This is a genomic window from Sediminibacillus albus, assembly GCF_900101125.1.
GTDB classification, from domain to species: domain Bacteria; phylum Bacillota; class Bacilli; order Bacillales; family Amphibacillaceae; genus Sediminibacillus; species Sediminibacillus albus.
In genome coordinates this window covers 508872-532756 of sequence record NZ_FNFL01000002.1, presented here as the reverse complement: position 1 = coordinate 532756, position 23885 = coordinate 508872, and the positions used below count along the sequence as shown (strand labels likewise).

The window sequence follows — 23885 nt, the reverse complement described above, 5'->3', positions numbered from 1 at the left end:
GAGGTTTCATTTATGTCTGAACCAGTCATCTCGATGAAGAATGTCAATTTTAACTATGAAAATAAGACGGCTTTAAAAAATATAAATTTCGAAATCCGCCAAGGGGCCTTTATGGGGCTGATTGGCCCGAATGGTGGCGGAAAAACTACTTTGATAAAGCTTATATTGGGACTCTTTAAGCCTCAGAAGGGCTCCATTGAGTTGTTTAATGTCCCAATTGGCAAATTTAAAAACTGGGATAAAATCGGATTTGTTTCCCAAAAGGCCAATACATTCAATCAAGGTTTTCCAGCTACAGTCGAAGAAGTAGTATCCATGGGGTTAACATCGAAGGTCGGTTATTTGAAATTTTTCACAAAACAACATAAACAGAAAATCAGAGATGCAATTAAGCAGGTGGGAATGTCTGAATACCTCAACGAAAATATCGGCGATTTATCAGGTGGCCAGCAGCAGCGGATTTTCATTGCAAGGGCGCTTGTCAGCGATCCAGAATTACTGATTCTTGATGAACCCACAGTTGGCGTGGATACAGAAAATGTCCAAAAATTTTACGAGCTGCTACACCAATTGAATGCACAAAGAAATATTACTCTTTTGCTTGTTACGCACGACACTGGAACAATGACTCATCACGCGACAGATATTGTCTGCTTGAATAAAACAATGCACTTTCACGGAAACACAGCTGAGTTTACAGCATTGTCCGATTCCGACCTGTCCGATTTTTATGGACATACACTGAACCTGGTTTCTCATGATCACTAAGGAGCGTTCACTCAATGATTGCCAATTTTTTTCAATATGAATTTTTACAAAATACTTTTTATACAGGCTTGCTGATTGGCTTGATTGCCCCCTTGCTTGGATCCTTCATCGTAGTTAGAAGGTTATCGCTGATCGCTGATGCACTCTCTCACGTTACTTTGGCCGGAATTGCATTCGGTTTGATGCTGGAAAAGAAGTTTGCTTTAGGATTTATCACCCCCTTCTATACTGGAATGGGATTTTCTGTAGTTGCTTCTGTATTCGTAGAACAGCTGAGAAGGGTTTATAAAGCATACCAGGAACTGGCAATTCCGATTATTTTGTCCGGTGGTGTCGGACTAAGTGTGATTTTTATCTCCCTGGCCGATGGCTTTAATACTGATTTGTTTAATTACTTATTTGGTTCGGTTTCAGCAGTCAGCCGGGGGGATTTATGGTCGATTGTTGGCATTACTATTATTGTTTTGACTGTCTTGCTGTTGTTTTATAAAGAATTGTTCATGCTTTCATTCGATGAAGAACATGCCGTCGTTTCTGGCATTCATGCCAAGCGGATTCATTTCTTGTTTATTTTGTTGACTGCCCTGGTGATTGCTGCTTCGATTAGAATAGTCGGCGTACTGCTAGTATCGGCTTTGATGACTCTTCCCGTAGCAGCCAGCATCCGTCTGGCCAAGGGTTTCAAACAATCGATTGTATTGTCGATCATCTTTGGCGAAATATCCGTTGTGGCTGGATTGATCTCTGGCTATTATTTTGAAATACCGCCAGGAGGAACCATTGTCGTTACTTCGATTATCATTCTGCTGTTGGCAATTGCAGCCAAGCGCTTAGGACTTAACTTGGGAAGAAGGAGGGCGAACCAGTGAACACGGAAGAAGCATTGAAGGTGTTAAAAGAAAAAGGGTATAAATACACGAAGAAACGAAAAGATATACTTTCTTACTTTGTAAATGCAGATGGGTATCGCAGTGCGAAGGACCTTCTCCAATTCATGGAGCCTTCATACCCCGGTATCAGTTTTGACACTATTTACCGGAATCTTCATTTGTTCGGCAGGCTATCCATTCTTGAGGCTACAGAGCTGAACGGGGAAAAACATTTCAGGATCAGTTGTGTCAGCCATCATCACCACCATTTTATCTGTAAGCAATGCGGCGTAACAAAGGAAATAGATACATGCCCAATGGAAAGCGTCACAGGAGAATTATCTAATTTTGTCATCGAAGGCCATAAATTTGAAATTTACGGTCGATGCCCAGCCTGCCAAGTTTCATAAGTGCAATATAATAGCAAAAAAAGGACTTCCGCTGGTTTAGGGAGTCCTTTTGGCATTTGCAAGAGAAAATAGCGCTAATGTTTTAATGTACGGTTGATTTTTTCCTTGTTAACCGCAAAGCCATTATAAATCATGTTCTTTTTCTGGCCAAGTATGTTTTTTTGTTCAATAACGATTGCGGGTACGATATTTGTTCCGGTAGCAGATTGCAGCTGCTTCTTTTTTTCTTCGGACTCTGTAATGTCGACCTCCAGATATGGAACCTGATCTTTGGACAAAAAATCCTTTAATGACTGGCTGTCTGGGCATTCTGCTTTCGTAAAAATTTTCACCTGTTGTTTCACGGATATCGTCTCCTTTTCAATTGCTAAATTCCCAAAGCATAATCGAAGTGCTCACCCGCATGATCCAGCTATTTCTTGGCTGCTTTGTTGGTATGCTATTTCCCCGGAACAACCCTAGTTAAAACTATTTTTCAAAATATTTTTTCGTTGGGGAAAAAAAGTAAAAAAACATCACCCAAGACTCCTGTGAAACGTTCCGTGTTCGATTCCGTATGATGAAAATAAGAAAAGCCACCATTATTTTATGGCGGCTTGTAACTGCTTATGCAACTATTTTTTCAATCACTTTCGCTTCTTCGTGATCAAGCATATTCTTTCCTTCCACTTTATAAATGTCCTTATTCATATAAGTTTCCATATCTTTTGCTTCCTCTTTTTCACCGACTAGATAAATTCTATCCCATTCATTATCCTTGGCCAATTTATCCAGTTTAGGCGCAAGCCCTTTATACCACCGCTGCTGATTTGCATTGACACGGGCATTAAATGTATCTCTGCTCGGGTCCTTTCCGCCTTTCCCCATTGACATAGGCCTTTTTTGTTCAGAAGTATATTCTCTCCAGTCCTCTGTATCAAGGTCGAGTTCAAAATGCTTTGTTTCCAAAATCGCTCCTAGCTCCGCTTCAATCACTTTTACTTGGTTTTGTTGAACGAGTATGATTCCCGACTTAGGAAAGTCATGTTTTAATTGATTCAGCTGATCCGTAACAGGAGTATCTTCCCAATGAAATTCTGTCTCTACCCTCATTTGAATCCGTTCGGCAAACCAAACACTTTCATCAGCAGATGCAAATAAGACGATGCTTTTTTTAAAAGCTTGCTCATTGCCTTGTACAAACCGCTCTACCTTCTCGCGAACTTGCTGAAAATTTTCTAATTCTGCTTTGTCGCCGCTTTCCTTTAGATAACTTTCAAAACGGTTGAGTCCGTTTTTTAGATGAATTTTCCATTCTCCCCCTTGCTGATCCGGGTCAGAAGGATCGGTATTTAAATACATAGAAAATACTCTGTCAGGCTTAGCTAAATGAACGTTTTCCAGCTGCTGTAATTGCTTATCATATTCCATCCTCATTCACTCCTTCAGAAGGGTTATCACCTTTATAAATTGTGTAACCCTTCCCAGGAAAAATAAAACCTCCAAGTGCAAACATGTTTTTTACAGGGTAAGATAAAAGAGAAGAGATAGAGCTTGTATATACGAAGAAAAGAAAATCTCCCGTTACATAAATATTATCTGTGAAGCATATCACTGTTTTTGCTGACAGTTGTTCCCCGTGGTAAACTGTAATTCTAAAACATCGAAAGAGAAGCGATATTATGGCAATCAAACTAAAAACACAAATATTACAATTCAGTTTTATCGGGCTGGCCAACGCCGGAATCGATATAGGTACGTTAAATTTACTCCTGCTTCTTTGGCCGACCGAAAAAACGAGTCTGTTGCTGGTTTTTAATACAATTGCTTATATTCTTGCCATCCTTAATTCCTATTTTTGGAACAGCAAGTACACATTCAAACAGAACGCTAATTTAAACACAAAAGAAATAGGTTTGTTTTCCTTGCAGGCAGCAGTTGCCCTAGCTGTAAACAATATAGTGTTTATCGGTATGAGTAAGATGCTCATTCATTTACCGTGGCTATCTTCAGTCCTGCTTATTAATAACATTTCCAAAGGAGCGGCCATGTTCCTTTCATTTTCCACAAGCTTTCTTTTAATGAAATACATTGTATTTAGGAAGGAGAAAAATAAGCAGTTGTCGTAAACATACAGTCGAAGGCAATAAAAATAAGCCCGCGATTAATTACATCTGCCGGGCTTATCAACATATTTTATTTAGCTATTTAACAATCAAGACAGGACAATTGGCGCGTTTTGCTACCTTATGGCTGACACTGCCCAGAACCATTTCCTGCAGCGAATTCAGGCCCCTGCTTCCAATGACACATACATCAAAATCGTTTTGATTAGCGTATTTCACAATACTGGGACCTGGTTCCCCGTGAATTACCTTGATTTGATAATCGACACCCGCCCGCTTTACCTTTTGTTCGGTGAACGTTAACTTTTCTTTTCGTTTTTGGTCGATATCAATGGAATTCCAGTTGTGCAGGACATCCGCTTTCGATTTATCCCCATCAACCACATAGACAATGTCAATCGAAGCGTTTGGATTGTTCCCTGCCAGCAATAACGCCTTTTCGGCTGCTCTGATAGCATGTTCTGATCCATCTGAGGCCAATAATATTTTATTAAACATCCGATTTCCCCCAACAAAGAAATGCTCTTTTATTCATTATAACAAAATACCTTTATAGATAAAGCTAATTTTTATTCTATTAGGACATCTACCAAAAACTCCATTTATTTAAAAAAAGACTGTAATCCTCTAAAAAGGTTTACAGTCTTTAATAATTAATGGTTGGCAGCTTTTGCGTTCGATTTATCGTAAACCGCCCGCTTCTCAACTAGTTTGGAACTTTCATCATTGAGGCCGATAACCTTGACGGCTGTACCGTTATCTTTATATTTAAGCACAATTTTATCAATAGCACCTACTGCAGAATCGTCCCATAAATGAGCTGCTTTTAAATCAATATCCACCTCATCGACATCCTCTTTGAAATCAAACTCAGATATAAACTCGGTCACAGAGGCAAAAAATAGTTGTCCAGTTACGACATATATTTTTTTACGGCCTTCTTCAACCATAAGGCTATGCACATGCACCTTCGATATTTTTGCGGCAAAAAAGATTGCACTTAAAACTACTCCGACCAAAACACCTATCGACAAGTTATGGGTGAATACAACAGTAGCAACCGTTGTAACCATTACTATTGCATCTGTTTTAGGCATTAAATGCAATGTTTTCAATGAAGACCAATCGAATGTTCCGATAGAAACCATGATCATTACACCGACCAGAGCCGCCATTGGGATTTGGACGAGCAAGTCATTAAAAACTAAAATCAATACCATTAGGAATACACCAGCAGTAAGGGTTGATAATCGGCCATTCCCTCCAGATTTAACATTTATTACCGACTGTCCGATCATCGCACAACCGGCCATGCCGCCAAAAAATCCCGAGACAATGTTTGCGATTCCCTGACCTCTAGTTTCTTTATTCTTATCGCTATCGGTATCTGTCATATCATCGACAATCTGAGCAGTCAATAGTGATTCAAGTAAACCAACAACTGCCAATGCTAAAGAATATGGCAGAATAATCATTAATGTCTCCATATTCAAAGGAATCTCCGGCAGCAAAAACACGGGCAGCGCCTGGGTTAACTCCCCCATATCTCCGACAGTCCGTACACCACTGCCAGTATATACGGCGATAAGCGAAATGACTACTATTGCTACTAATGGTGCCGGGACTACTTTAGTAAAGCGCGGTAAAATATATATAATAGCTAATGCACCAGCAACCATGGCATACATTTGCCACGTCTCATTGGCAAAATGCTGCAGTTGTGAAGTGAATATTAAGATCGCCAACGCGTTTACAAAACCAATCATAACCGAACGAGGTACAAATTTCATAAACCTGGCAAGCTTAAATACACCCATAACGATTTGGATAATTCCTGTCAGAATAGTCGCTGCCAGCAAATACTGCAATCCATGATCGGCAACAAGCGTCACCATCAAAAGTGCCATAGCACCAGTAGCTGCAGAGATCATACCAGGCCTTCCTCCAACAAAAGCAATTACAACAGCAATACAAAAGGAGGCATACAATCCGACCATAGGATCAACACCAGCAATAATAGAGAAAGCAATCGCCTCCGGAATCAAAGCCAACGCAACGACCAAGCCGGCAAGGATATCTCCTCTTACATTGCCAAACCAACTTTGTTTAATTGTAGATAAATTCAACTCTACACCTCTTCCTTAAATTTTTTGTAGTAACTTTCAACTCTCATGAAAGTTGGGGCCGTTTTGAACAAAAAGAATAGTAACATAAATCACAGTGAAAATAAAATACGATGTAAGCGTAAGTCATCGATTGTTTTCGGCATTTTAATTCAATTAACTCCAATTTAGGCTGATTTTCTATAAAGGTAAATTTATTTAATGTGTTTTACTATATTTTTTAGATTTTGGCGCACAATAAGTGATAAGAACGAAGAAAAATAAAAGGAGCTTAAGTTATGGAGCATCTACGTGCGTTTATTATTAAATTTGCTGTCACTGGAATTGTTTTATATTCCATTCTTGGGATTTTTTACACAGCGACAATTGGAGATATTTTTCTTATTACGTTGTTAGTAACTGGTATCGCTTACCTTATTGGTGATTTGTTTATTTTGCCTCGGTTTGGAAACTTAACTGCTTCTATTGCAGATTTCGGGCTTGCTTTTGCATCTGTTTGGTTATTAAGTGCCTTTTTTATCGGAACCGATTTCCCCATTGTTAGTGCTTCACTGTTTTCTGCATTGTTTATTTCTGCAGCAGAAGTTATTTTCCATATGTACATGGAGAATAGAGTATTAGGGGATGAGGAAGACGCGGAACAGGAACCAAGACAGGCTCCAGCCCGTCTTCAAACAGAATTTGCCGAAGAAAACGAGGAACAGGATTTTATCCGCCTGCATGAGGATGATAAAAACAAACCAGAATAGTGAACATTTTCAAAAACCCAAGGCCACTGGAGCCTTGGGTTTCCATTTGCAATTGTATAAACATTAGTCCGTAGCTAAACGATAACTATTGTATTCGGATTGCTTCTTCTGCCAGCAGCAATCCTATTGAATCATTTTGCTGCCAAATTACCGGAAAATTTTCCAACGGTACAGGCCTCGGGCCGATATACGGGGATATTTCTGGGGTTAGTGCTGGTTTTTTCAGTACACTTAATACCCAATCGGTAAATCCTCCACCGCTTGGATTGGCGCCGGGATCAACTAATTGATATCCAGTCTTTTTTTGAATTTTTTTGGCGATTCGGCGGGTTGTCTCTAATAATTCTCCGGTAGCCTTATATTTCCAATATAGTTCCTCACCAGAAGAATGGTAAGCAACAGAGATTTTGAAATCATGCTTCTTTGTAAATTGGTAAATGGCCTTAGCTTCCGGTTCACTTAATGGACATACCCCTTTATAATTCATTGCACCCGGATGCTCAGCAGCATTTTCAATAGATTCCCAATCAGCTGGGTATTGCCGGTTTAGATCAACTCCCCGAACATTAGCTTTCCAGGCTGAAAAGTCTGGATCGCCAAGGTTCATTTTCAGAACCTTTTCTGGTTGTTTTACAGCTTGTGCCCCTTGCTGTACGAGTGTCACTCCATCGGGATTCACCATAGGAACAAACCAAATTGCTGCCTTCGATAAGAGACTGTTGACTTGAAAGCCCATGATATCTGCCTGTCGGTAATATGCAGCGCAATACTTTTCGACCATTTTCATTAATAAGGCAGCGGTCAACCATTCTCTGGCATGATGTGCACCATTCAGGAAAATTTCTGTAGAACCCTCGCCGAGTTTCATTGCATATATCGGCCTCTCCTCTACTGAACGGCCAATCACTTCTACTTCTAATATATTGAAATACTGTTTTTCTAATTGTTCTATATCATTACACAATTGTTCATAGCTATACGGTTTATCGACAGTGACGATTTGCTTCAATAATCAGCCCTCCCTTATACGTGAAAACGACAGATTTGGGTAATCATTACGGACAGTTCAAACAGCAGTTTTGCTTATTGACGAAATAGTGGTACTATAATTATATTAAGAAAAACCTCATAGGTGATGGAGTTCACCTTTAACCGCCTGTTGGCTAATGACTCCTGTCAGGAACAAATTTCTGGCAGGGGTCTTTTTGCTTGATGGAAAATAATGGAGGTGCTTTTGGAATGCTATATTTGTTCGTCGGATTGGCGGGCGCTTTGGGCTCCATGCTTCGCTACGGAGTAGGAATATTACTTTTTCCGGCCGATGCTGTGTTTCCTTTCTCTACTTTAACAGTTAATCTAATTGGCAGTTTTTTGCTGGCATGGTTAACCAAGCACCTGTTTACTAATCTGAACATCCCGACTACAGCCAAAACAGCTATTGGCACTGGTTTTGTTGCTTCTTTTACTACTTTTTCTACACTAAGTGTAGAAACCATCGAATTAGTGGAAAATGGTATGCTGATCCTGGCTTCGCTGTATATTCTTGTCAGTATTTTAGGCGGATTATCTATGAGTATGTTAGGCTTTCATACTGCTGAAAGGAGAAAAAAGAAATGAATCTTATTGATTTCCTATTGGTGGGAACAGGAGGCTTTTTTGGTGCCATATCCCGCTTTGCTTTCGGTCAGTATATTGGCCGGCGGCATTCCCCTGCATTTCCGATTGCTACCCTGATCGTAAATGTGCTTGGTTCATTCCTTCTAGGTCTGTTGACTGGATTAGAAACAGGACAATACTTACTGTTATTGATAGGTACCGGTTTTTCTGGTGCTTTAACTACCTTCTCGACCTTTAAATTAGAAAGTGTCCAATTACATTTAAACAAGCGAAAAAAAATGTTTATCGTCTATCATGCACTAAGCTATGCAGGAGGAATTTCTTTGGCATTTATCGGCTTCCAGCTTGGCAGCCTGTTCTCCGGAATGTAAAAAGTGGTTGGGACACAACATATATATACTTGCAGAACGATAACAGCATAGAAAGGTTTAAATTTTCAAGCATTCGATTAATGACGCAATGGGTATAAACTGCGATGTAACAGTAGGTGACTCCTTAATAGTATCGGATAAGCACTAGTACTGCGCGGCGGAAATACACTACGCTTTCCGCGGGCGGCTGGTGAGCCTCCTCGAGCTTACGCTTTGCGGGGTCTCACCAATGCCTTCCCTCCCGCAGGAGTCTCCGTGAATTTCCTCCTCTCTGTTATCAACCCACAGCCGTATCAGCGCAGTATTCTGGCGGTACAAGTAAACACTGAACCTTGTTCGAAGGAAGAAGTAGAGTTGTCACTGTGTCCACAGGTTATATTAAGAAAAACCTATTTTACTGCATTGGCTGCAAGCATTTGAATGACCATATCATCCATCGGCGGATTGTGAAGGCCAGCCCGGACATCCCGGTAATATTGTTCAAACCGATATTGTTTCGATAACCCTCTACCGCCGGCAATCCGCATTGCCAAGTCTACTACTTCGTTAGCTGCATTCGTTACCACGGTTTTAACCGCAGCAAGCTCCTGCCCAAGGTTTTCTCTTGATTCGGGGTTTTGATCCCACTTATCTGCCACTGAATACATAAAATGGTGGGCTTGCAGCAGCTTTAAATCCATTTCCCCAATTTTTTGCTTAATATGTGGTACTTCCGATATTGGTGTGTCCAGACTGTTAGGCTGATAATTTTTTGCAAAGGCGATAGCGTCTGTACGGGCAGCAACTGCTATCCCCAAATAACAGGCAGGAATATGCAAAAGCCAGCCCTTCGGTTTCGTTTTTTTTCCCTCGTTTACTTCCACGAGTGACTCGACAGGAAGTACAACATTATCAAGCAGCAGATCATCACTTCCAGTCCCCCGCATTCCCAATGTATCCCAGGTATGGTCGACGGTGACGCCAGGGGTATCCTTGGCAATTAAAAATGAACCTACAGCATCTTTTTCTTCTATATAAGCTGTCACTAAGTAATAGTCAAGCACACTAGCCATCGTAGTGAACGTTTTTCTGCCATTTAACACATAGTTATCGCCCTTCCTGACTGCTTTTGTTTCGGGAATCCCCCCACGTGTCGGACTTCCTGTAGCAGGTTCAGAAGCAGCCCTGTTGACAACTTTGTTATTTTTTCCGATATCCTGGGCAAACCATTCAAACTGGTCTTGCTCCCAAAGCTGACCTTCACTTATTTCCATTATAATGCCCATGTGCCAACCAATTGATAATGCTGCAGATCCATCTCCTTCCGCTAGTTTTTCCTGAAGTAACAGTAGCTCATAAAGATTTATCTGTTTTCCGCCATACTTTTCCGGAAGCGGTAGCGTAACATATCCTTCGTTTTTCAGATCTGCTAGATTATCGGGAGAAAAGGAGGCATTTTTTTCCGTTTCATCGGTTCGTTGCTTTATAAGCTGGGCCAGTTTCTCTGCCTTTTCCAATAAAAATTGCTGTCTTTCATTTTTTATGAACGATTTCAAAAAATAAGACACTCTCGACACTTCCTTTATTAACTGTTTTAATTAAATATTCAGCACAGGGAATCGTTGAATCTCTTTCAATCATACAAAAGCCCTCCCATAAATTACAAATTTAAAGCAACGGGTAGGGTACTGCGATAAGAATCCTCGCAACCTATCGTCTATCGTTGAATGGTAAAGCCTATTAGCCATTTACAGCCTCCATATCTGGGAGCTGGCAGGATTCCGTATGGCAAGAAACGAAGCAATTAGGTTTCATCCAAGAGCGGGCTTTGGTATAGTGGATAGGAATGTGTAAAAGGGATGGGGGGAGACTAGCCATGCAAAAGATCAAACAAGAATTTCCTTTCTATATAATCGGAATCATCCTATTGACACTAGGAATAGCCCTGACAATTATATCCCAATTAGGGGCATCGCCCTTTGACGCCTTACTGGTAGGTTTGTACCGTACGTTCGGTTTAACAATCGGATCCTGGGAAATTGTCGTCGGCTTGACAATGGTTATCGGAAATGCCCTTGCGCAAAAAAGCCGGCCGGAATATTTGGCCTTAGTTACATCTTTGGTCACAGGAGCTGGCATTGATTTCTGGATATTCACGCTTAATGGATGGGTAGAGCCTTACAGCTGGCTGGGACAATCGATTTGTTTTGGAATCGGCCTGATATTTACCACGATCGGTGTTGCGACATATTTGCAATCCAGAATTGCACCAAACCCGATGGATCGGTCCATGTTAGTGATTACTGACTTGACCGGCTGGAGTGTTACTTACTCCCGCGCCCTTATCAGTGTTACACTTATATTACTCGCCTTCATATTCAACGGCGCAATCGGGCCTGGTACGTTAATTAACGCCTTGTTTAGCGGAGTTATGATCAGCTTTTTGCTGCCTTACGTAAAGGCAATAAAACAACGAACGATCAGCCGGAAAGATATCGTTGCGAGATAAGCGGCGTTGGAATTCTATTGCTAAGCCAATCTACATTTACAGTTAGTTGAACCACAAAAGCGAGACCGCTCAAATGAGTGGTCTCGCTTTTGTTATTCTTATACTTTAAAACGCCCGATTAAGGTGTTGAGATTTTCTGCCAGTTTGGAAAGTTCATTTGAACTACCGGCAATTTCCTCCATGGAGCTGGTTGTTTGCTGTACAGATGCTGAGGTTTCTTCAATGCCTGCTGCTGATTCCTCGGAGACAGCAGCAATATCTTCAATGGATTGACTCATTTCTTCACTGCTTTCTGTAATGTTGGATAAGTTCTCCGAGATAACCTGAACACTATCAACCATTTCATTCACAGATAGATTAATATCTTCAAAGGTTTTGCCAGTCGTCTTAATTTGGTTTGTACCACTTTCTACTTCCTGATAACCAACCTGTAAGGCTTCTGCTACAGAACCAGATTCCGTTTGAATGCTGCCGACAATTCCAGTGATGTCTGTCACTGATAGAGAAACTTGTTCTGCCAATTTTCTCACTTCATCTGCTACAACAGCAAAACCTTTTCCATGGTCTCCGGCACGGGCTGCCTCGATAGCTGCGTTAAGTGCCAGCAAATTCGTTTGCTCTGCAATATCTTTGATGACGGAAACTAACTTGGAAATTTCTTTCGACTGCTGGTCTAATCCTTTCACTTTTCCTACTGCCTCTTGAACGATTTGATCAATCTTGCTCATTTGTTCAATAGAAGAATTCATCAACTGGCTTCCTTTTTGAGTCAGCCCTAATACTTTGTTGGACGACTGATATATACTTTCACCATTGGTATTTGCTTCTTTAATTTTTTCAGTAAATCCTGTCATGGAAGAAGCTAAATCTGTAGTAGTATTTGCCTGTGTTTCAGAGCCAGAGGACAACTCCTCCATCGTGGTAGCTACTTGATTGCTGCCTTGTTTGACCTCGTTTGCCGATTGGCTAAGCTCTTCGCTTTGTCCGGATACTGAATCGGAAACGGTATTGATCTCTGCCAATAATTCGCGCATATTGTCGTTCATTTGGTTGGTAGCCACGATTAGCTGCCCGACTTCATCCCTCGTACGAACCTCTAATGGTTCTTTGCTTAAGTCTCCTTCTGCAATCGTGCTCATCCGTTCCATTACTCTTTTTACCGGTTTTGTAATCATCCCTGCGGTGAATATTGCAATCACGATACCCAGAATGACGACAAGTAAAGCGATCGCAACGCTGATATATTGGGTGATTTTCCCAGTCTCAAGCAGATGATCCCCTGCCGCAACAATCTTTTCTTCGCGTCCCTCTGCCAACCCACTAAAGCCTTCCATTAATTCTACTGCCAATGGTTTGACTTGCAAAGAAAGATTGGAAATGGCCTGATCTTCATTGCCTGCTTGATATACGGCAAAGACCTGGTCTCTCACTGTTGTTTCCCATTCATCGCCTTTTTCGATAAGTGTTTTGACCTCGTCACTTTCGCTCAGTTCCAAAGCCTTCGCTTCTACTTCTTCCATTCTTTTTGCATACATATCAAACTTTTCCAAGTACTCCGGATCACCGTATATGACATAGCCTCGGGTAAGTGCTATCATTTCGGCTATATTAAAGGACATCTTTTCGTCTGCTATTAATAATGGCAGCTGTTTATCAATAATACCTTCTGTTTCCTTGTTAACCTTATCTAATGAAAAATAACTATAAATACCGAGTATAAGTGCTAATCCAATAACGATCGAAAATCCTGCCAGTATTTTTGTTTTCAAGCTTTTAAAATTAATTAATTTCATCTGTGCACCTCTTTTTTAATTATTCTCTTGACTACGCGGAGAACAACAACTTTTAAGTCCGCTGATTCAGTGCTATACCATCACCCTCTCGTTAAAATATCCATTCAGCCGGCGATAACCTCTTTTACTTGTTTGGTCTCCTCACCGCTCAATACCTTTTCTAAGTCAAGCAGCAATAGAAGCCTATTCTCCATTTTAGCGACTCCATGCAGGTAATCGGAATCCTGTCTGATAAAATTTCCAGCCGGTTCTATTATGTCTTCATTGATATCGAGAACATCCGTGGCCTTATCTACAACCAATCCGATTTGATGGTTATCCATCTCAACAATGAGTACTCTTGTTTCGTCTGTGTAAGTAAGTCTGTCCATTTTCAGTCGCTTTTTGAGATCAATAACCGGTATAACCATCCCCCGCAAGTGAATGATGCCATTGATGAAGGCCGGTGTATCTGGCAGTTCGACAATATCGGAAATTCTTTCAATGGAAAGAATTTGACTTACGTCCGCCCCATATTCCTGGTTGTTCAAATGAAAAACAATAATTTTTTTAAAAGTTCCCATCTTTTAGCCACCTACTTTGTTATTATTTAGCAGTAAAAAAATTTCCATATCACCGATCGATTGGTAGGTAAGTTCCACCTGGATAGCCTGCTGGAAATCCTCTATAACAGTGCCGTCTTTTTCTGTAACCATTGGCGACTTTATGTCTGTCTGGAACCCCTTGCTATAAATACTTGTAGAAATACTGCCAGCAATCATATTGCCAAGCTCTCCGGAAAAAGAAAGAAGCATTTCCCCATCCAATGGCATGCCGAACATTGCTTCCCCGATTGACCCGAACAAACCCTCTTCCCCTTTTAAGACAAGTGTTCCTTGCACATCTCCTGTCAATTCAATCAATACCCCGAAGGGAACCGTCAATGAATCCTGGAAGACTCTAGCCTTACCTACATCCGGTTCCATTGGTATCACCGTTTTTATCGACTTCAATGTCTCGTTGTATAACTCTTTAACAATGAGATTCTCTTTACTCTGTAGGATTTTCAGCACCTCCTTTTATGTTTGAAAATTCTAACTATTAAAAAAATGGCTACTCTATCAATTAGAATAGCCATTTTTTTCTACTAGAAAAGACTATCGGCAACCAGGCGATCATGACCGGTACGGCTTTAGACCCTAGGCTTTGCGTCCTCCTCTTTCGAGAAGTTTGCCATTATCATTTAGTTTTTACTAGGCATTTTGTTGTAGTTATAAATAATTATAATATATTTTCGACAAACTTCAACATATTTTTGCGTAAAAAGTAAATAATTTGTTTAATTCCCAGTTAAAATCCATCAAATAAAAAAGCTACCAATGCATAGAATGCATTGGTAGCTTTTCCATTATTCGATGCTTGCAGATACTTCATTAACCATCTCGGACACTGAAATTAATCCGCCTCCAGAAAGGTACCAATAATCCGGATTCAAATAAACGATATTATCTTCACTATAAGCCTTCGTATTTTTAACCAGCTCATTTTCTAATGTTTTTTCGGCAGAATATTCACCACCGGTTACTTTGTTCCTATCCACTACGAAGAGATAATCTGGGTCTTTCTCAACTAAATATTCATAGGCAATGTTTTGCCCGTGTGTAGAAGATTCAATTTTTTCATCGACAGGAGTAAAACCAAATACATCATGGATCAGGCCAAAACGGGAACCAGGGCCATATGCATTAATACTGCCATCATTCGTCAAAATGACCAAGCTGTTTTTTCCGCTGGCCGAAGCTTTTTCATGAAGCGCTTCGATATCGGCCTCGATGTGGGCCAGTTCATTCTCTACTTCTGTTTCTTTACTGAAAATTTCACCAAGAGTAGTGACGTTTTCTTTAAAAGAATCCATATACCTTGTGGTGTCAACACCCATATGAATGGTAGGCGCTAAATCATTTAGTTCATCATAAGCTTCTGATGTTCTTCCGGAAATAATAATCAAATCCGGCTCCATCTCACTTAACTTCTCAAAATCGGGCTCGAACAAGGTTCCTACATTTTCATATGCCGAGTCCTCGTATTTTGCTAAATATGATGGAAGGTTTTCCTGAGGGACCGCTGCCACTTCTACTCCTAATTTCTCTAAAGTGTCCAACGTTCCAAAATCAAATACAACAACTTTTTCTGGATTAACTGGGACATCTGTTTCTCCTAACTCATGGGTTATTGTTATCTCTTCCTGGTTTGTCTCGGTATCTTCTGAGGCAGCAGCCGCATCATCGCTAGTATTATCCTTGCTTCCACATGCAGCAGTGACTATTGCCAATATAAACACTGAAATTAGCATTGCTAATTTTTTTGTCATGTTCCATTCACTCCTTAAAAAATATATTTATTTAAATGGATAAGGAGAAAAAAATCGGTAAGCAGGTACTGGGCAATCTACCAAGACAGCTTCTAAGACTAGACGGTTATTTTTTGGGCCCACCATCTTTTCATAGAGGCTATCCGGAAGTCCTGCCTATCCGCTTGCCCCCCCTTATCAATATTTAAATCAACGTTAAGTAATACAGTAATTAAGAAAAATAGAGGCAAATCCTGCATTGGTCAATGTCTTGAATTTCGATGTCCATATCATAAACTTCTTTAAGTACCGATTTGTTAATGATGTCATTTGTCGGTCCTTTGTTGACGATTTTTCCGTCTTTGAGAGCGACAATATAATCAGAGTACACGGAAGCGAAATTAACATCATGGATCACAATCACAACCGTTTTACCAAGCTCATTGACAAGCCTGCGCAAGACTTTCATGATTTGGACAGAATGCTTCATATCTAAATTGTTAAGCGGTTCGTCAAGCAGAATATATTCAGTATCCTGGGCGATGACCATCGCTATGTATGCCCGCTGCTGCTGTCCACCGCTCAATTGATCTAGAAACTTATCCTGTATGTCTTCCAATTCCATATAAGCTATTGCTTCATCGATAAATCGTTTATCTTCATTAGTTAATTTACCCTGTGAATAAGGAAAACGGCCAAAGCTGACTAGTTCTTTGATGGTCAACCGGATGTTGATATGATTGGCTTGTTTCAAAATTGATATCTTTTTGGCGAGCTCTTTGCTTTTACTTTCGCTTATTTCCTGATCATCTATCAATATTTCCCCATTGTCTTTAGCTATCAGCCTGCTGACCATAGATAACAATGTACTTTTGCCTGCGCCGTTAGGGCCAATAAACGAAGTAATTTTTCCTTTTGGTATAGTTAAAGACACATTGTCTACAACATTTTTCGTCCCATACTGTTTGGTAACTTCTTTTACAACTACCATGCTTTACTCTCCTTTAATAAAAGATAGATGAAGTAAACGCCGCCGACAAAGTTGACGATAACACTCAGTGTAGTGGAAAAGGTAAAGATCCTCTCTACAATCAACTGACCGCCCACTAGGGCAACAATGCTGATCAATACAGAACCAGCAATTAAAAATCTATGGCGGTATGTTTTCAAGAACTCATGGGCGACATTTGCGACCAACAATCCTAAAAAGGTTATTGGACCAACCAATGCAGTAGAGATAGATACTAGAATAGCGATGATAACCAGCATTCTTTTTACAACATAATTGTAATCGACTCCCAAATTGATCGCCTGTTCTTTTCCTAATGCCATAACATCCAAATATTTAGTAAACCGCCAAAAATATACAGCAACTAACAAAACGAGAACAAAAGATATTGTCAGCAAATCTGTGTTTACGTTATTAAAACTGGCAAACATTTTATTCTGAACAATAAAAAATTCATTTGGGTCTATCAATACCTGCATAAAAGAAGAAAGACTGCCAAAAAACGTACCGAAAATTAATCCTACTAATAGTAAAAAGTATATATTTTGATCGCTTCTTTTAAAGAGCAACTTGTAAAGTATGCCGGCAAAGATGACCATCAAACCGACCGAAATGAGAAAATTGACATTTTTGTTAAGAACCATTGCGCTGTTTGAGCCAAACACAAAAATGATAAAAGTCTGAATCAGTAAATATAAAGAGTCAAGACCTATGATGCTAGGCGTCAATATCCGGTTGTTGGTAATTGTTTGGAATATAATCGTTGAAAAGGCAATCACCGAACCGGTTAACACAATCGCTAATATTTTGGTTGCTCTTCTGGGAAGAATATAACCCCAATTACTTCCTAAATCGAAAAATAAAAAAGCTGCGACTAATAGGAAGGACAAGACTGCAAGAATTACTAATTTGATTCTATTACTCATACGCCTTTCTCCTCATCACCAAGTATAGAAATATCCCGCTGCCGATAACTCCCACTGTCACCCCAATGGCGATTTCATAAGGATAAATGAGAATTCTGCCAATGATGTCACAAGCCAGGACAAAGACTGCCCCAAGCAGCGCTGTATGAGAAAGGCTTTTTTTTAGGTTATCTCCTTGGTACATGGTTACGATATTGGGGATGATTAAGCCGAGAAAAGGTATCATTCCAACGGTCAACACCACAACGGTAGTGACCAAAGCAACAATCACCAGTCCAATATTTACAACCAGCTTATGGTTCAAGCCAAGATTGGTGGAAAACTCCTCTCCCATCCCCGCAATAGTAAATCGATTTGCATAAAGATAAGCAAGAGCAAGCAAAGGAATACTTATGTACAACAATTCGTACCTGCCTTGCAAAATCAAAGCGAAATTACCCTGCAGCCATGAAGACATATTTTGGATCAAATCTTCTTTATAAGCAAAAAAAGTAGTAATCGAGCTGACAATATTGCCAAACATCAACCCAACCAACGGAATGAAAATAGCATCCTTGAATTTAACTTTATCGAGAATTTTCATAAAAATGAATGTTCCCAATAAGGCGAAGAAGAATGCAACCAACATCTTTTGCAAAGGCCCTGCAGTTGAAAAAAACATTAAGGAAACTAGTATCCCAAAACGGGCAGAGTCGATTGTCCCTGCTGTGGTTGGCGATACAAATTTGTTCCTGCTTAGCTGCTGCATAATCAATCCGCAAATACTCATTCCCATTCCAGCGATAATAATGCTAACTAAACGCGGAATTCTGCTAACTAATAAGATCTGCAACTGATCTTCACTTAAATGTAAAATACTCGATGGTGACAGGTCCGTTACACCAATAAAAATCGAAGTAACAGAGAGCACAATCAATGCGACTAGTAAATGCCATTTCTTCATAAAAGCAATCCATCTCTTTCCCACTGCAAGCGTAGTTCTTTATTCCTTCTAATCAATAATGAGATTCATTATCAATTAGATACCCTTATATTAACATGTAAAATTTTTCTGTCAACGGGCTATTGGGAAATAAGCAGAGAATTTGTCCCTCTTTTCTGCAGATATTAACAGCCACAGGCAGTTGATTCCCCTTTTTTTATCCGCTTCCTGGCAAAAAAAAGAGGTCCTCTCCTTGATTACAGGATACGGACCTCCCTAAATACTATTAAATTCCTAATAAAACCGATAGTCTCTCTTTATCAAAGCCCATGACTATCTCCTCCGAACCGCCTTCTTCTGTTATTACCGTCACCGGTGTTGCACTGGCGCCAAGAGCTACTACTTCATCCATATATTGCGAATGGGTGCGGATATCTCTATCTTCAAACTGAACATTATTATTTTTCAGCCACTCTTTCTCAGCCTGGCATGGACTGCATGTTTCCTGACTATAGATGACCACTTTTCTCTCCATAGTATTTTCAGCCTCCTTTCAAAAACTTATCATTATTAACTATATCAAATGAAGCCTTATAATAGAAAATCCCGGCTTTTGGGTCTTCTTCCAAAAATATGATTGATTTCATAAAACAGCAGGAGCAGGTATAATAAGAGAAGCTTCCAATTATGTGAGGGGGGTTTTCAATGATTGTAATCATCGATAATTATGATTCATTTACATACAATTTAGTGCAATACTTTAAGCAGCTCGATTCCGCTGTGAAGGTCATCCAATGTGACAAGGGCACAGCGGAAACTGTTTCTCAGCTAAATCCCAATCTAATCGTCCTGTCACCAGGACCAGGCCGTCCTTGCCAATCCAGCTTAAGCTGGCAAGTTCTCGAACAGTTCAGCAATATCGTGCCGATACTTGGTGTTTGTCTGGGGCACCAAACGATTATTGAATACTTTGGCGGGAATATCGTTAAAGCAATGAGACCGACACATGGTAAAGTTTCTGCTGTTATGCACGATAAGCAAGGGATATTTGACGGAATAACTAATCCTGCCCAAGTTACCCGTTATCATTCTCTAATAGCTGATGAAGCATCCATTCCTGACTGCTTGATAGTGACTGCCCGTTCTGAAGATGGGGCAATTATGGGAATTACACATCGGGATTGGCCTGTCACAGGCATCCAATTTCATCCCGAGTCTGTATTGACTGCAGAAGGATTCCATATGATGAAAAATAGTTATCAGCAGGCAATTAGATTCTACCAACGTCCATTAGGAGGAACAGCAAATGATCGATCCATACCTGCTATTTGAGTTTACAGAGGGGCAGGATCAGCATCCCTTAGCATTTACGTCACCGGTAAAAATATTGCAAACGGACAAGCTGGAAGAAGTACCCGAAATCATCAAAGAAATTGATAAAGCCATACGAGCCGGTTTTTATGCTGCAGGTTATCTTTCTTATGAAGCAGCCCCCGCTTTCCATTCTGAAATGGAGGTCCACCATACATCAGCACTTCCACTTATATGGTTTGGAATATTCACCCAACCAATTCCGCCTGGGGAGGAAAAAAAGGCAAATAAAGATTATTCTATTTCTAATTGGAAATTAACTGCTTCAGAAGAAGATTATCAACAAGGCATAGAGGAAATAAAACATGCAATTGAGGAGGGGCATACTTACCAGGTTAACTATACCGAACGTCTGCAAGGACAGTTTAAAGGCAGTGATTTTTCATTTTATCGGCAATTAACCAGGAATCAACAGTCCAGCTATAGTGCTTATCTTCATCTGGGCAAATACAGAATTCTGTCTGCTTCTCCTGAATTGTTCTTTAAGGTGCATAACCAGAAAATCACAGCAAAACCGATGAAAGGAACTGCACCGAGAGGAAGGTTTACGGAGGAAGATCAAAAGAATCTAAAAAACCTGCTGACATCAGAAAAAGAGCAGGCTGAAAATTTGATGATCGTTGATTTGCTTAGAAATGATATCGGCCGGATTGCCAAGCCAGGCAGTGTCAAAGTGACCCGCCTTTTCGAGGCAGAAACCTATCCGACTGTCCATCAACTGACATCGACAATCGAAGCTGATTTAGTTGATGATATAACGATTTGGGATTGGTTTCAAGCTTTGTTTCCTTGTGGATCGATCACAGGGGCTCCGAAGATTAGTACAATGCGCTATATATCTTTACTCGAACAGTCACCAAGAGAAGTTTATTGTGGTGCCATTGGTTACATCACCCCTGAGCGAAACGCTATTTTCAATGTCCCTATCCGGACTGTCTTTATTGATTCAGAAAAGGAAACAGCAACTTATGGTGTCGGTGGAGGTATAACCTGGGATTCCACGCCCGTAGGAGAATTCCGGGAGCTGCATACGAAAGCTCAGCTTTTATCAGAACGGCGTCCGGAATTTCACTTGCTGGAATCCATAAAATTAGAGAATGGATACTACCCAATATTGTCTTATCATTTAGATAGAATCAAAGAATCAGGAAATTACTTTCAATTTAGAATAAATATCGAGGCAATCAAGCAAAAACTTGGTGAACTTGCGATGCTTTATGCAAACGGCACGTATAAAGTACGGCTAGTAGTCAAAAAGAATGGAGAGATTTCGATTGAGGCAGAAAAGGTTTACCGGAAGTCAGAGCCAGTAAGGTGCACCCTCGCGTCCTCTCCAATCGACAAAAATGACCCGTTCCTATTCCATAAGACTACACACAGACAGATTTACGAAACACAACATAAAACAAGCCCTGCTCAGACCCTTTCCGTTTTGATGTGGAATCAAAACGAAGAGCTGACTGAATTTACATTGGGAAATCTTGTAGTAGAAAAGGAAGGAAAGTTATTCACGCCTCCCGTGTCATCCGGTTTACTACCCGGGACATTCAGGCAGTACCTTCTTGATCAGAACCGAATAGAAACCAGGACTTTATATAAGCATGAATTGCACGAATATGATGCTGTTTGGTTCATCAATAGTGTTAGAGGCTGGTTGAAAGTTGAATTAATCTAACAAAATTACTTGACCTGCGGATTGATTCGAGCAGGTAATGAGAATCGCTTAGAAAGATTATCATTGTCAATTACACATTTCACCCTTGTTCGCATAACAGCTAAGTAATGGATTCTCATGGGAAAGTCTGATAAAATCGCTGTAACAATGGCAAAAAGGGGGAATCCAAGTGAAAATAGTATCAATTGAACCTACTCCCAGTCCACACTCCATGAAAATAAACCTAGATGAGGAATTACCTGACGGACAAAATAGTAACTATAAACAGGGAGACAATCTAGATACCGCTCCTTTATTCATTCAGAATTTATTTAAAATAGATGGTGTCAAGGGCATTTACCGGGTAGCTGACTTTATAGCATTGGAAAGAAATCCGCGTATCGCATGGGAAACCATTTTACCTGAGGTAAGAAAAGCATTCGGAGAAACCGGCCTAAGCAATACTCCAGATCCGGCTTCTATATCGCCTGACACGGAATCTTTTGGTGAGGTAAAAGTGTTTGTTCAAACATTCCGAGGTCTGCCCATGCAGGTCAAACTGGACGATGGAAACGAAGAAAAGCGATTCGGCTTGCCCGAAAACTTTATGGATGCTGTGATGGAGGCGTCTGCCGCATCCACTAATTTTGTGATGGAACGGAAGTGGATAGAACAAAGCCCTCGATATGGAACACTGGAAGAAATCGGTACAGTAATTGTGGAAGAGTTATCAGCCAGTTATGACAAACAAAGATTGCAGCAACTGGTGAAGATGGCGTTAAACGAAGAAACAGGTTCGAGTGAAGAAGCAGCAGGCTTAAAGAAAAAACGCCCTAGTATGGACATTCTTGATCATAAAGATTGGAAAGTACGTTATGCTGCACTGGACCGGATGGGAGATCCAGAATTAATCGATCTTCCTTTCCTCGACAAAGCGCTTAACGATGATAAGGCGTCGATACGCCGGCTCGCTACAGCATATTTAGGCATGATTGAGGACAAGGAAGTACTTCCTTATTTATATAAAGCCTTAAAAGATAAAGTAGTAACTGTTAGAAGAACTGCTGGCGACTGTCTTTCTGATCTAGGATTTAAGGAGGCAATGCCAGAAATGATTGCCGCGCTGAAGGATTCCAATCGCCTCGTCCGCTGGCGTGCTGCGATGTTTTTATATGAAGTTGGCGATGAAACAGCAATTCCAGCTTTGAAAGAAGCTAGTAATGATCCGGAATTTGAAGTAAAGATGCAAGTGAAACTGGCATTAGAAAGAATCGAAGGCGGGCAGGAAGCAAAAGGTTCTGTATGGAGCCAAATGACAGAAGCAACAAAGAACTAACCAATTCTAGGAGGAAAACCAATGAATGCTTATGAACAATATATGAAGGAAATTTCACAGCCAATGAGAAATGAATTAACAGAGGCCGGTTTTAATGAGCTGACCTCTCCTGAAGAAGTAGATCAGTTTATCAATTCTGCTGATGGTACTTCTTTAGTCGTTGTTAATTCAGTTTGCGGATGTGCAGCAGGGCTGGCTCGGCCCGCTGTTCGGGAGTCCCTGGAAAACGGCAAAACACCTGACAATCTTGTAACAGTATTTGCTGGCCAGGACCGTGAAGCTACTGCCCGGATGCGTGAACATTTCACCGGTATTGAACCATCTTCCCCATCCATGGCCCTTTTAAAAAATGGAAAAGTATTACACTTTATTCCGAGGGAAGAAATTGAAGACCATGAAGTCGAAGAAATCGTAACCAACCTAACCAAAGCCTACAACCAATATTGTTAAGAAAAGCGAAAGCGACTGATCAGCGTCGCATGAACTGGACTATACCACAGGAGATTATTAAAACTAGTTTGTCGCTTATAACAAGCGACAAGCGTAGTTTTGATTATACTTTGGTCCATTTTAAGACTCGCACTGGCAAAGTGAAAAGGAAACACAGAGCGACAGCGATAATGTTGACTTATCGGACGAAGGTACAGGAAGTTCACTAGACGCTAGGCGCTTGGAGCTGGACATAAGAAAAGCGAAAGCGACTGATCAGCATAAAAATCTTATCTGAAAGAAACCACAGAACAGGCAGTGCCACTCGTAATGAATGATTGGCACTGCCTGTTTATTTTAACGATTAGATTTTTTCCACCAAGTAGGTGGTCTTATTTCGAAAATATTTCTCCCCATTCTCTGAAGAATGCTCAAAAAAGCCACTTAACTGCTGGGTGACCTTATATTCCCTGTCTGGATCAGTAAAAAGTTGTTCTTCATTAGTGGAAACTAACACAACATCGGTAGTAGAAACAAAGCTATCAAGCGCTTGGGCTGAATAATTTTCCCCGACTGTCAAATCATTCAATCTCAACCTTGCCATAGCTTCTCTCAC

At 40.5% G+C, this 23885-nt stretch carries 27 protein-coding genes and 2 riboswitches; of the genes, 12 read left to right on the top strand and 15 right to left on the bottom strand.

Going from position 1 to position 23885, the window contains the following annotated elements:
• Positions 1 to 12: 12 nt before the first annotated feature.
• The 3 genes from BLR93_RS08630 to BLR93_RS08620 are packed head-to-tail and all read left to right on the top strand — an operon-like array spanning position 13 to position 2047.
• Positions 13 to 768, top strand: a complete 756-nt coding sequence (locus BLR93_RS08630) for a metal ABC transporter ATP-binding protein (RefSeq protein ID WP_093213292.1) — start codon at positions 13 to 15, stop codon at positions 766 to 768.
• Positions 769 to 782: 14 nt separating this feature from the next.
• The gene (locus BLR93_RS08625; protein WP_093213290.1) at positions 783 to 1637 is read left to right on the top strand and encodes a metal ABC transporter permease; all 855 of its coding nucleotides are present in this window, start codon (positions 783 to 785) and stop codon (positions 1635 to 1637) included.
• Positions 1634 to 2047 (top strand): Fur family transcriptional regulator, encoded by a 414-nt coding sequence (locus BLR93_RS08620; protein WP_093213288.1) that lies wholly within the window; start codon positions 1634 to 1636, stop codon positions 2045 to 2047. The genes BLR93_RS08625 and BLR93_RS08620 overlap by 4 nt, the downstream gene beginning before the upstream one ends.
• A gap of 74 nt (positions 2048 to 2121) precedes the next feature.
• Here BLR93_RS08620 and BLR93_RS08615 read toward each other — a convergent pair whose 3' ends face one another.
• Positions 2122 to 2391 (bottom strand): glutaredoxin family protein, encoded by a 270-nt coding sequence (locus BLR93_RS08615; RefSeq protein ID WP_175559296.1) that lies wholly within the window; start codon positions 2389 to 2391, stop codon positions 2122 to 2124.
• 262 nt (positions 2392 to 2653) lie between these two features.
• Complete coding sequence (locus BLR93_RS08610) at positions 2654 to 3457, bottom strand: VLRF1 family aeRF1-type release factor (RefSeq protein ID WP_093213284.1); 804 nt, start codon at positions 3455 to 3457, stop codon at positions 2654 to 2656.
• A 251-nt stretch (positions 3458 to 3708) separates the two neighbouring features.
• Between BLR93_RS08610 and BLR93_RS08605 the strand changes: the two genes are divergently transcribed.
• Entirely contained in the window at positions 3709 to 4155 is a 447-nt protein-coding gene (locus tag BLR93_RS08605; RefSeq protein ID WP_093213282.1) for a GtrA family protein, read from the top strand.
• Positions 4156 to 4230: 75 nt separating this feature from the next.
• Here BLR93_RS08605 and BLR93_RS08600 read toward each other — a convergent pair whose 3' ends face one another.
• On the bottom strand, positions 4231 to 4650 hold the full coding sequence (locus BLR93_RS08600) for a universal stress protein (RefSeq protein ID WP_093213280.1): 420 nt from the start codon (positions 4648 to 4650) through the stop codon (positions 4231 to 4233).
• A 155-nt stretch (positions 4651 to 4805) separates the two neighbouring features.
• Positions 4806 to 6278, bottom strand: a complete 1473-nt coding sequence (locus tag BLR93_RS08595) for a SulP family inorganic anion transporter (protein ID WP_093213278.1) — start codon at positions 6276 to 6278, stop codon at positions 4806 to 4808.
• 275 nt (positions 6279 to 6553) lie between these two features.
• On the opposite strand from BLR93_RS08595, the gene BLR93_RS08590 reads away from it, so the two are divergent.
• Positions 6554 to 7024 (top strand): YndM family protein, encoded by a 471-nt coding sequence (locus BLR93_RS08590; RefSeq protein ID WP_093213276.1) that lies wholly within the window; start codon positions 6554 to 6556, stop codon positions 7022 to 7024.
• 85 nt (positions 7025 to 7109) lie between these two features.
• On the opposite strand, the gene BLR93_RS08585 is transcribed toward BLR93_RS08590, so the two are convergent.
• Positions 7110 to 8033, bottom strand: a complete 924-nt coding sequence (locus BLR93_RS08585; RefSeq protein WP_093213274.1) for a M14 family metallopeptidase — start codon at positions 8031 to 8033, stop codon at positions 7110 to 7112.
• Positions 8034 to 8146: 113 nt separating this feature from the next.
• Positions 8147 to 8207, top strand: a riboswitch (Fluoride riboswitch).
• 29 nt (positions 8208 to 8236) lie between these two features.
• Here BLR93_RS08585 and crcB (BLR93_RS08580) point away from each other — a divergent pair.
• Positions 8237 to 8641, top strand: a complete 405-nt coding sequence (gene crcB / locus BLR93_RS08580) for a fluoride efflux transporter CrcB (protein ID WP_245690095.1) — start codon at positions 8237 to 8239, stop codon at positions 8639 to 8641.
• Positions 8638 to 9012 carry a fluoride efflux transporter CrcB gene (crcB, locus tag BLR93_RS08575; RefSeq protein WP_093213272.1) on the top strand — a complete coding sequence of 125 codons (375 nt, stop codon included), beginning with the start codon at positions 8638 to 8640 and terminating at the stop codon, positions 9010 to 9012. The genes crcB (BLR93_RS08580) and crcB (BLR93_RS08575) overlap by 4 nt, the downstream gene beginning before the upstream one ends.
• A 389-nt stretch (positions 9013 to 9401) precedes the next feature.
• Here crcB (BLR93_RS08575) and BLR93_RS08570 read toward each other — a convergent pair whose 3' ends face one another.
• Positions 9402 to 10559: an acyl-CoA dehydrogenase family protein gene (locus BLR93_RS08570; protein WP_093213270.1), complete on the bottom strand. Its 1158-nt coding sequence runs from the start codon at positions 10557 to 10559 to the stop codon at positions 9402 to 9404.
• A gap of 308 nt (positions 10560 to 10867) precedes the next feature.
• On the opposite strand from BLR93_RS08570, the gene BLR93_RS08565 reads away from it, so the two are divergent.
• Positions 10868 to 11500, top strand: a complete 633-nt coding sequence (locus BLR93_RS08565; RefSeq protein WP_093213268.1) for a YczE/YyaS/YitT family protein — start codon at positions 10868 to 10870, stop codon at positions 11498 to 11500.
• 98 nt (positions 11501 to 11598) lie between these two features.
• Here the strand turns inward: BLR93_RS08565 and BLR93_RS08560 are convergent, their stop codons facing one another.
• The 8 genes from BLR93_RS08560 to BLR93_RS08525 form a co-directional block, all read right to left on the bottom strand.
• The gene (locus BLR93_RS08560; protein WP_093213266.1) at positions 11599 to 13293 is read right to left on the bottom strand and encodes a methyl-accepting chemotaxis protein; all 1695 of its coding nucleotides are present in this window, start codon (positions 13291 to 13293) and stop codon (positions 11599 to 11601) included.
• Positions 13294 to 13397: 104 nt separating this feature from the next.
• Positions 13398 to 13856, bottom strand: coding sequence for a chemotaxis protein CheW (locus BLR93_RS08555; protein WP_093213264.1), 459 nt, complete (start codon positions 13854 to 13856; stop codon positions 13398 to 13400).
• Positions 13857 to 13859: 3 nt separating this feature from the next.
• A complete protein-coding gene (locus tag BLR93_RS08550) occupies positions 13860 to 14258 on the bottom strand; it encodes a chemotaxis protein CheX (RefSeq protein ID WP_093213262.1) in 399 nt (132 codons plus the stop codon).
• Positions 14259 to 14431: 173 nt separating this feature from the next.
• Positions 14432 to 14517, bottom strand: a riboswitch (cyclic di-GMP riboswitch).
• Positions 14518 to 14680: 163 nt separating this feature from the next.
• Positions 14681 to 15643 carry a siderophore ABC transporter substrate-binding protein gene (locus BLR93_RS08545; protein ID WP_093213260.1) on the bottom strand — a complete coding sequence of 321 codons (963 nt, stop codon included), beginning with the start codon at positions 15641 to 15643 and terminating at the stop codon, positions 14681 to 14683.
• A gap of 211 nt (positions 15644 to 15854) precedes the next feature.
• Positions 15855 to 16613, bottom strand: coding sequence for an iron ABC transporter ATP-binding protein (locus tag BLR93_RS08540; protein WP_093213257.1), 759 nt, complete (start codon positions 16611 to 16613; stop codon positions 15855 to 15857).
• Positions 16607 to 17557 carry an iron chelate uptake ABC transporter family permease subunit gene (locus BLR93_RS08535; RefSeq protein ID WP_093213255.1) on the bottom strand — a complete coding sequence of 317 codons (951 nt, stop codon included), beginning with the start codon at positions 17555 to 17557 and terminating at the stop codon, positions 16607 to 16609. The genes BLR93_RS08540 and BLR93_RS08535 overlap by 7 nt, the downstream gene beginning before the upstream one ends.
• Positions 17550 to 18500, bottom strand: a complete 951-nt coding sequence (locus BLR93_RS08530; protein ID WP_093213253.1) for an ABC transporter permease — start codon at positions 18498 to 18500, stop codon at positions 17550 to 17552. The genes BLR93_RS08535 and BLR93_RS08530 overlap by 8 nt, the downstream gene beginning before the upstream one ends.
• A 265-nt stretch (positions 18501 to 18765) precedes the next feature.
• Positions 18766 to 19014, bottom strand: a complete 249-nt coding sequence (locus tag BLR93_RS08525) for a glutaredoxin domain-containing protein (protein ID WP_093213251.1) — start codon at positions 19012 to 19014, stop codon at positions 18766 to 18768.
• 170 nt (positions 19015 to 19184) lie between these two features.
• On the opposite strand from BLR93_RS08525, the gene BLR93_RS08520 reads away from it, so the two are divergent.
• From BLR93_RS08520 to BLR93_RS08505, 4 genes are all read left to right on the top strand, one after another.
• Positions 19185 to 19811 carry an anthranilate synthase component II gene (locus tag BLR93_RS08520; RefSeq protein ID WP_093213249.1) on the top strand — a complete coding sequence of 209 codons (627 nt, stop codon included), beginning with the start codon at positions 19185 to 19187 and terminating at the stop codon, positions 19809 to 19811.
• Entirely contained in the window at positions 19786 to 21525 is a 1740-nt protein-coding gene (pabB, locus tag BLR93_RS08515; RefSeq protein WP_093213247.1) for an aminodeoxychorismate synthase component I, read from the top strand. Before BLR93_RS08520 ends, pabB begins: the two co-directional genes overlap by 26 nt.
• A gap of 169 nt (positions 21526 to 21694) precedes the next feature.
• Complete coding sequence (locus tag BLR93_RS08510; RefSeq protein ID WP_093213245.1) at positions 21695 to 22840, top strand: conserved virulence factor C family protein; 1146 nt, start codon at positions 21695 to 21697, stop codon at positions 22838 to 22840.
• Positions 22841 to 22861: 21 nt separating this feature from the next.
• The gene (locus tag BLR93_RS08505; protein ID WP_093213243.1) at positions 22862 to 23290 is read left to right on the top strand and encodes a BrxA/BrxB family bacilliredoxin; all 429 of its coding nucleotides are present in this window, start codon (positions 22862 to 22864) and stop codon (positions 23288 to 23290) included.
• Positions 23291 to 23633: 343 nt separating this feature from the next.
• Here BLR93_RS08505 and BLR93_RS08500 read toward each other — a convergent pair whose 3' ends face one another.
• Positions 23634 to 23873 carry a hypothetical protein gene (locus tag BLR93_RS08500; RefSeq protein ID WP_093213241.1) on the bottom strand — a complete coding sequence of 80 codons (240 nt, stop codon included), beginning with the start codon at positions 23871 to 23873 and terminating at the stop codon, positions 23634 to 23636.
• Between the last annotated feature and the right edge of the window lie 12 nt (positions 23874 to 23885).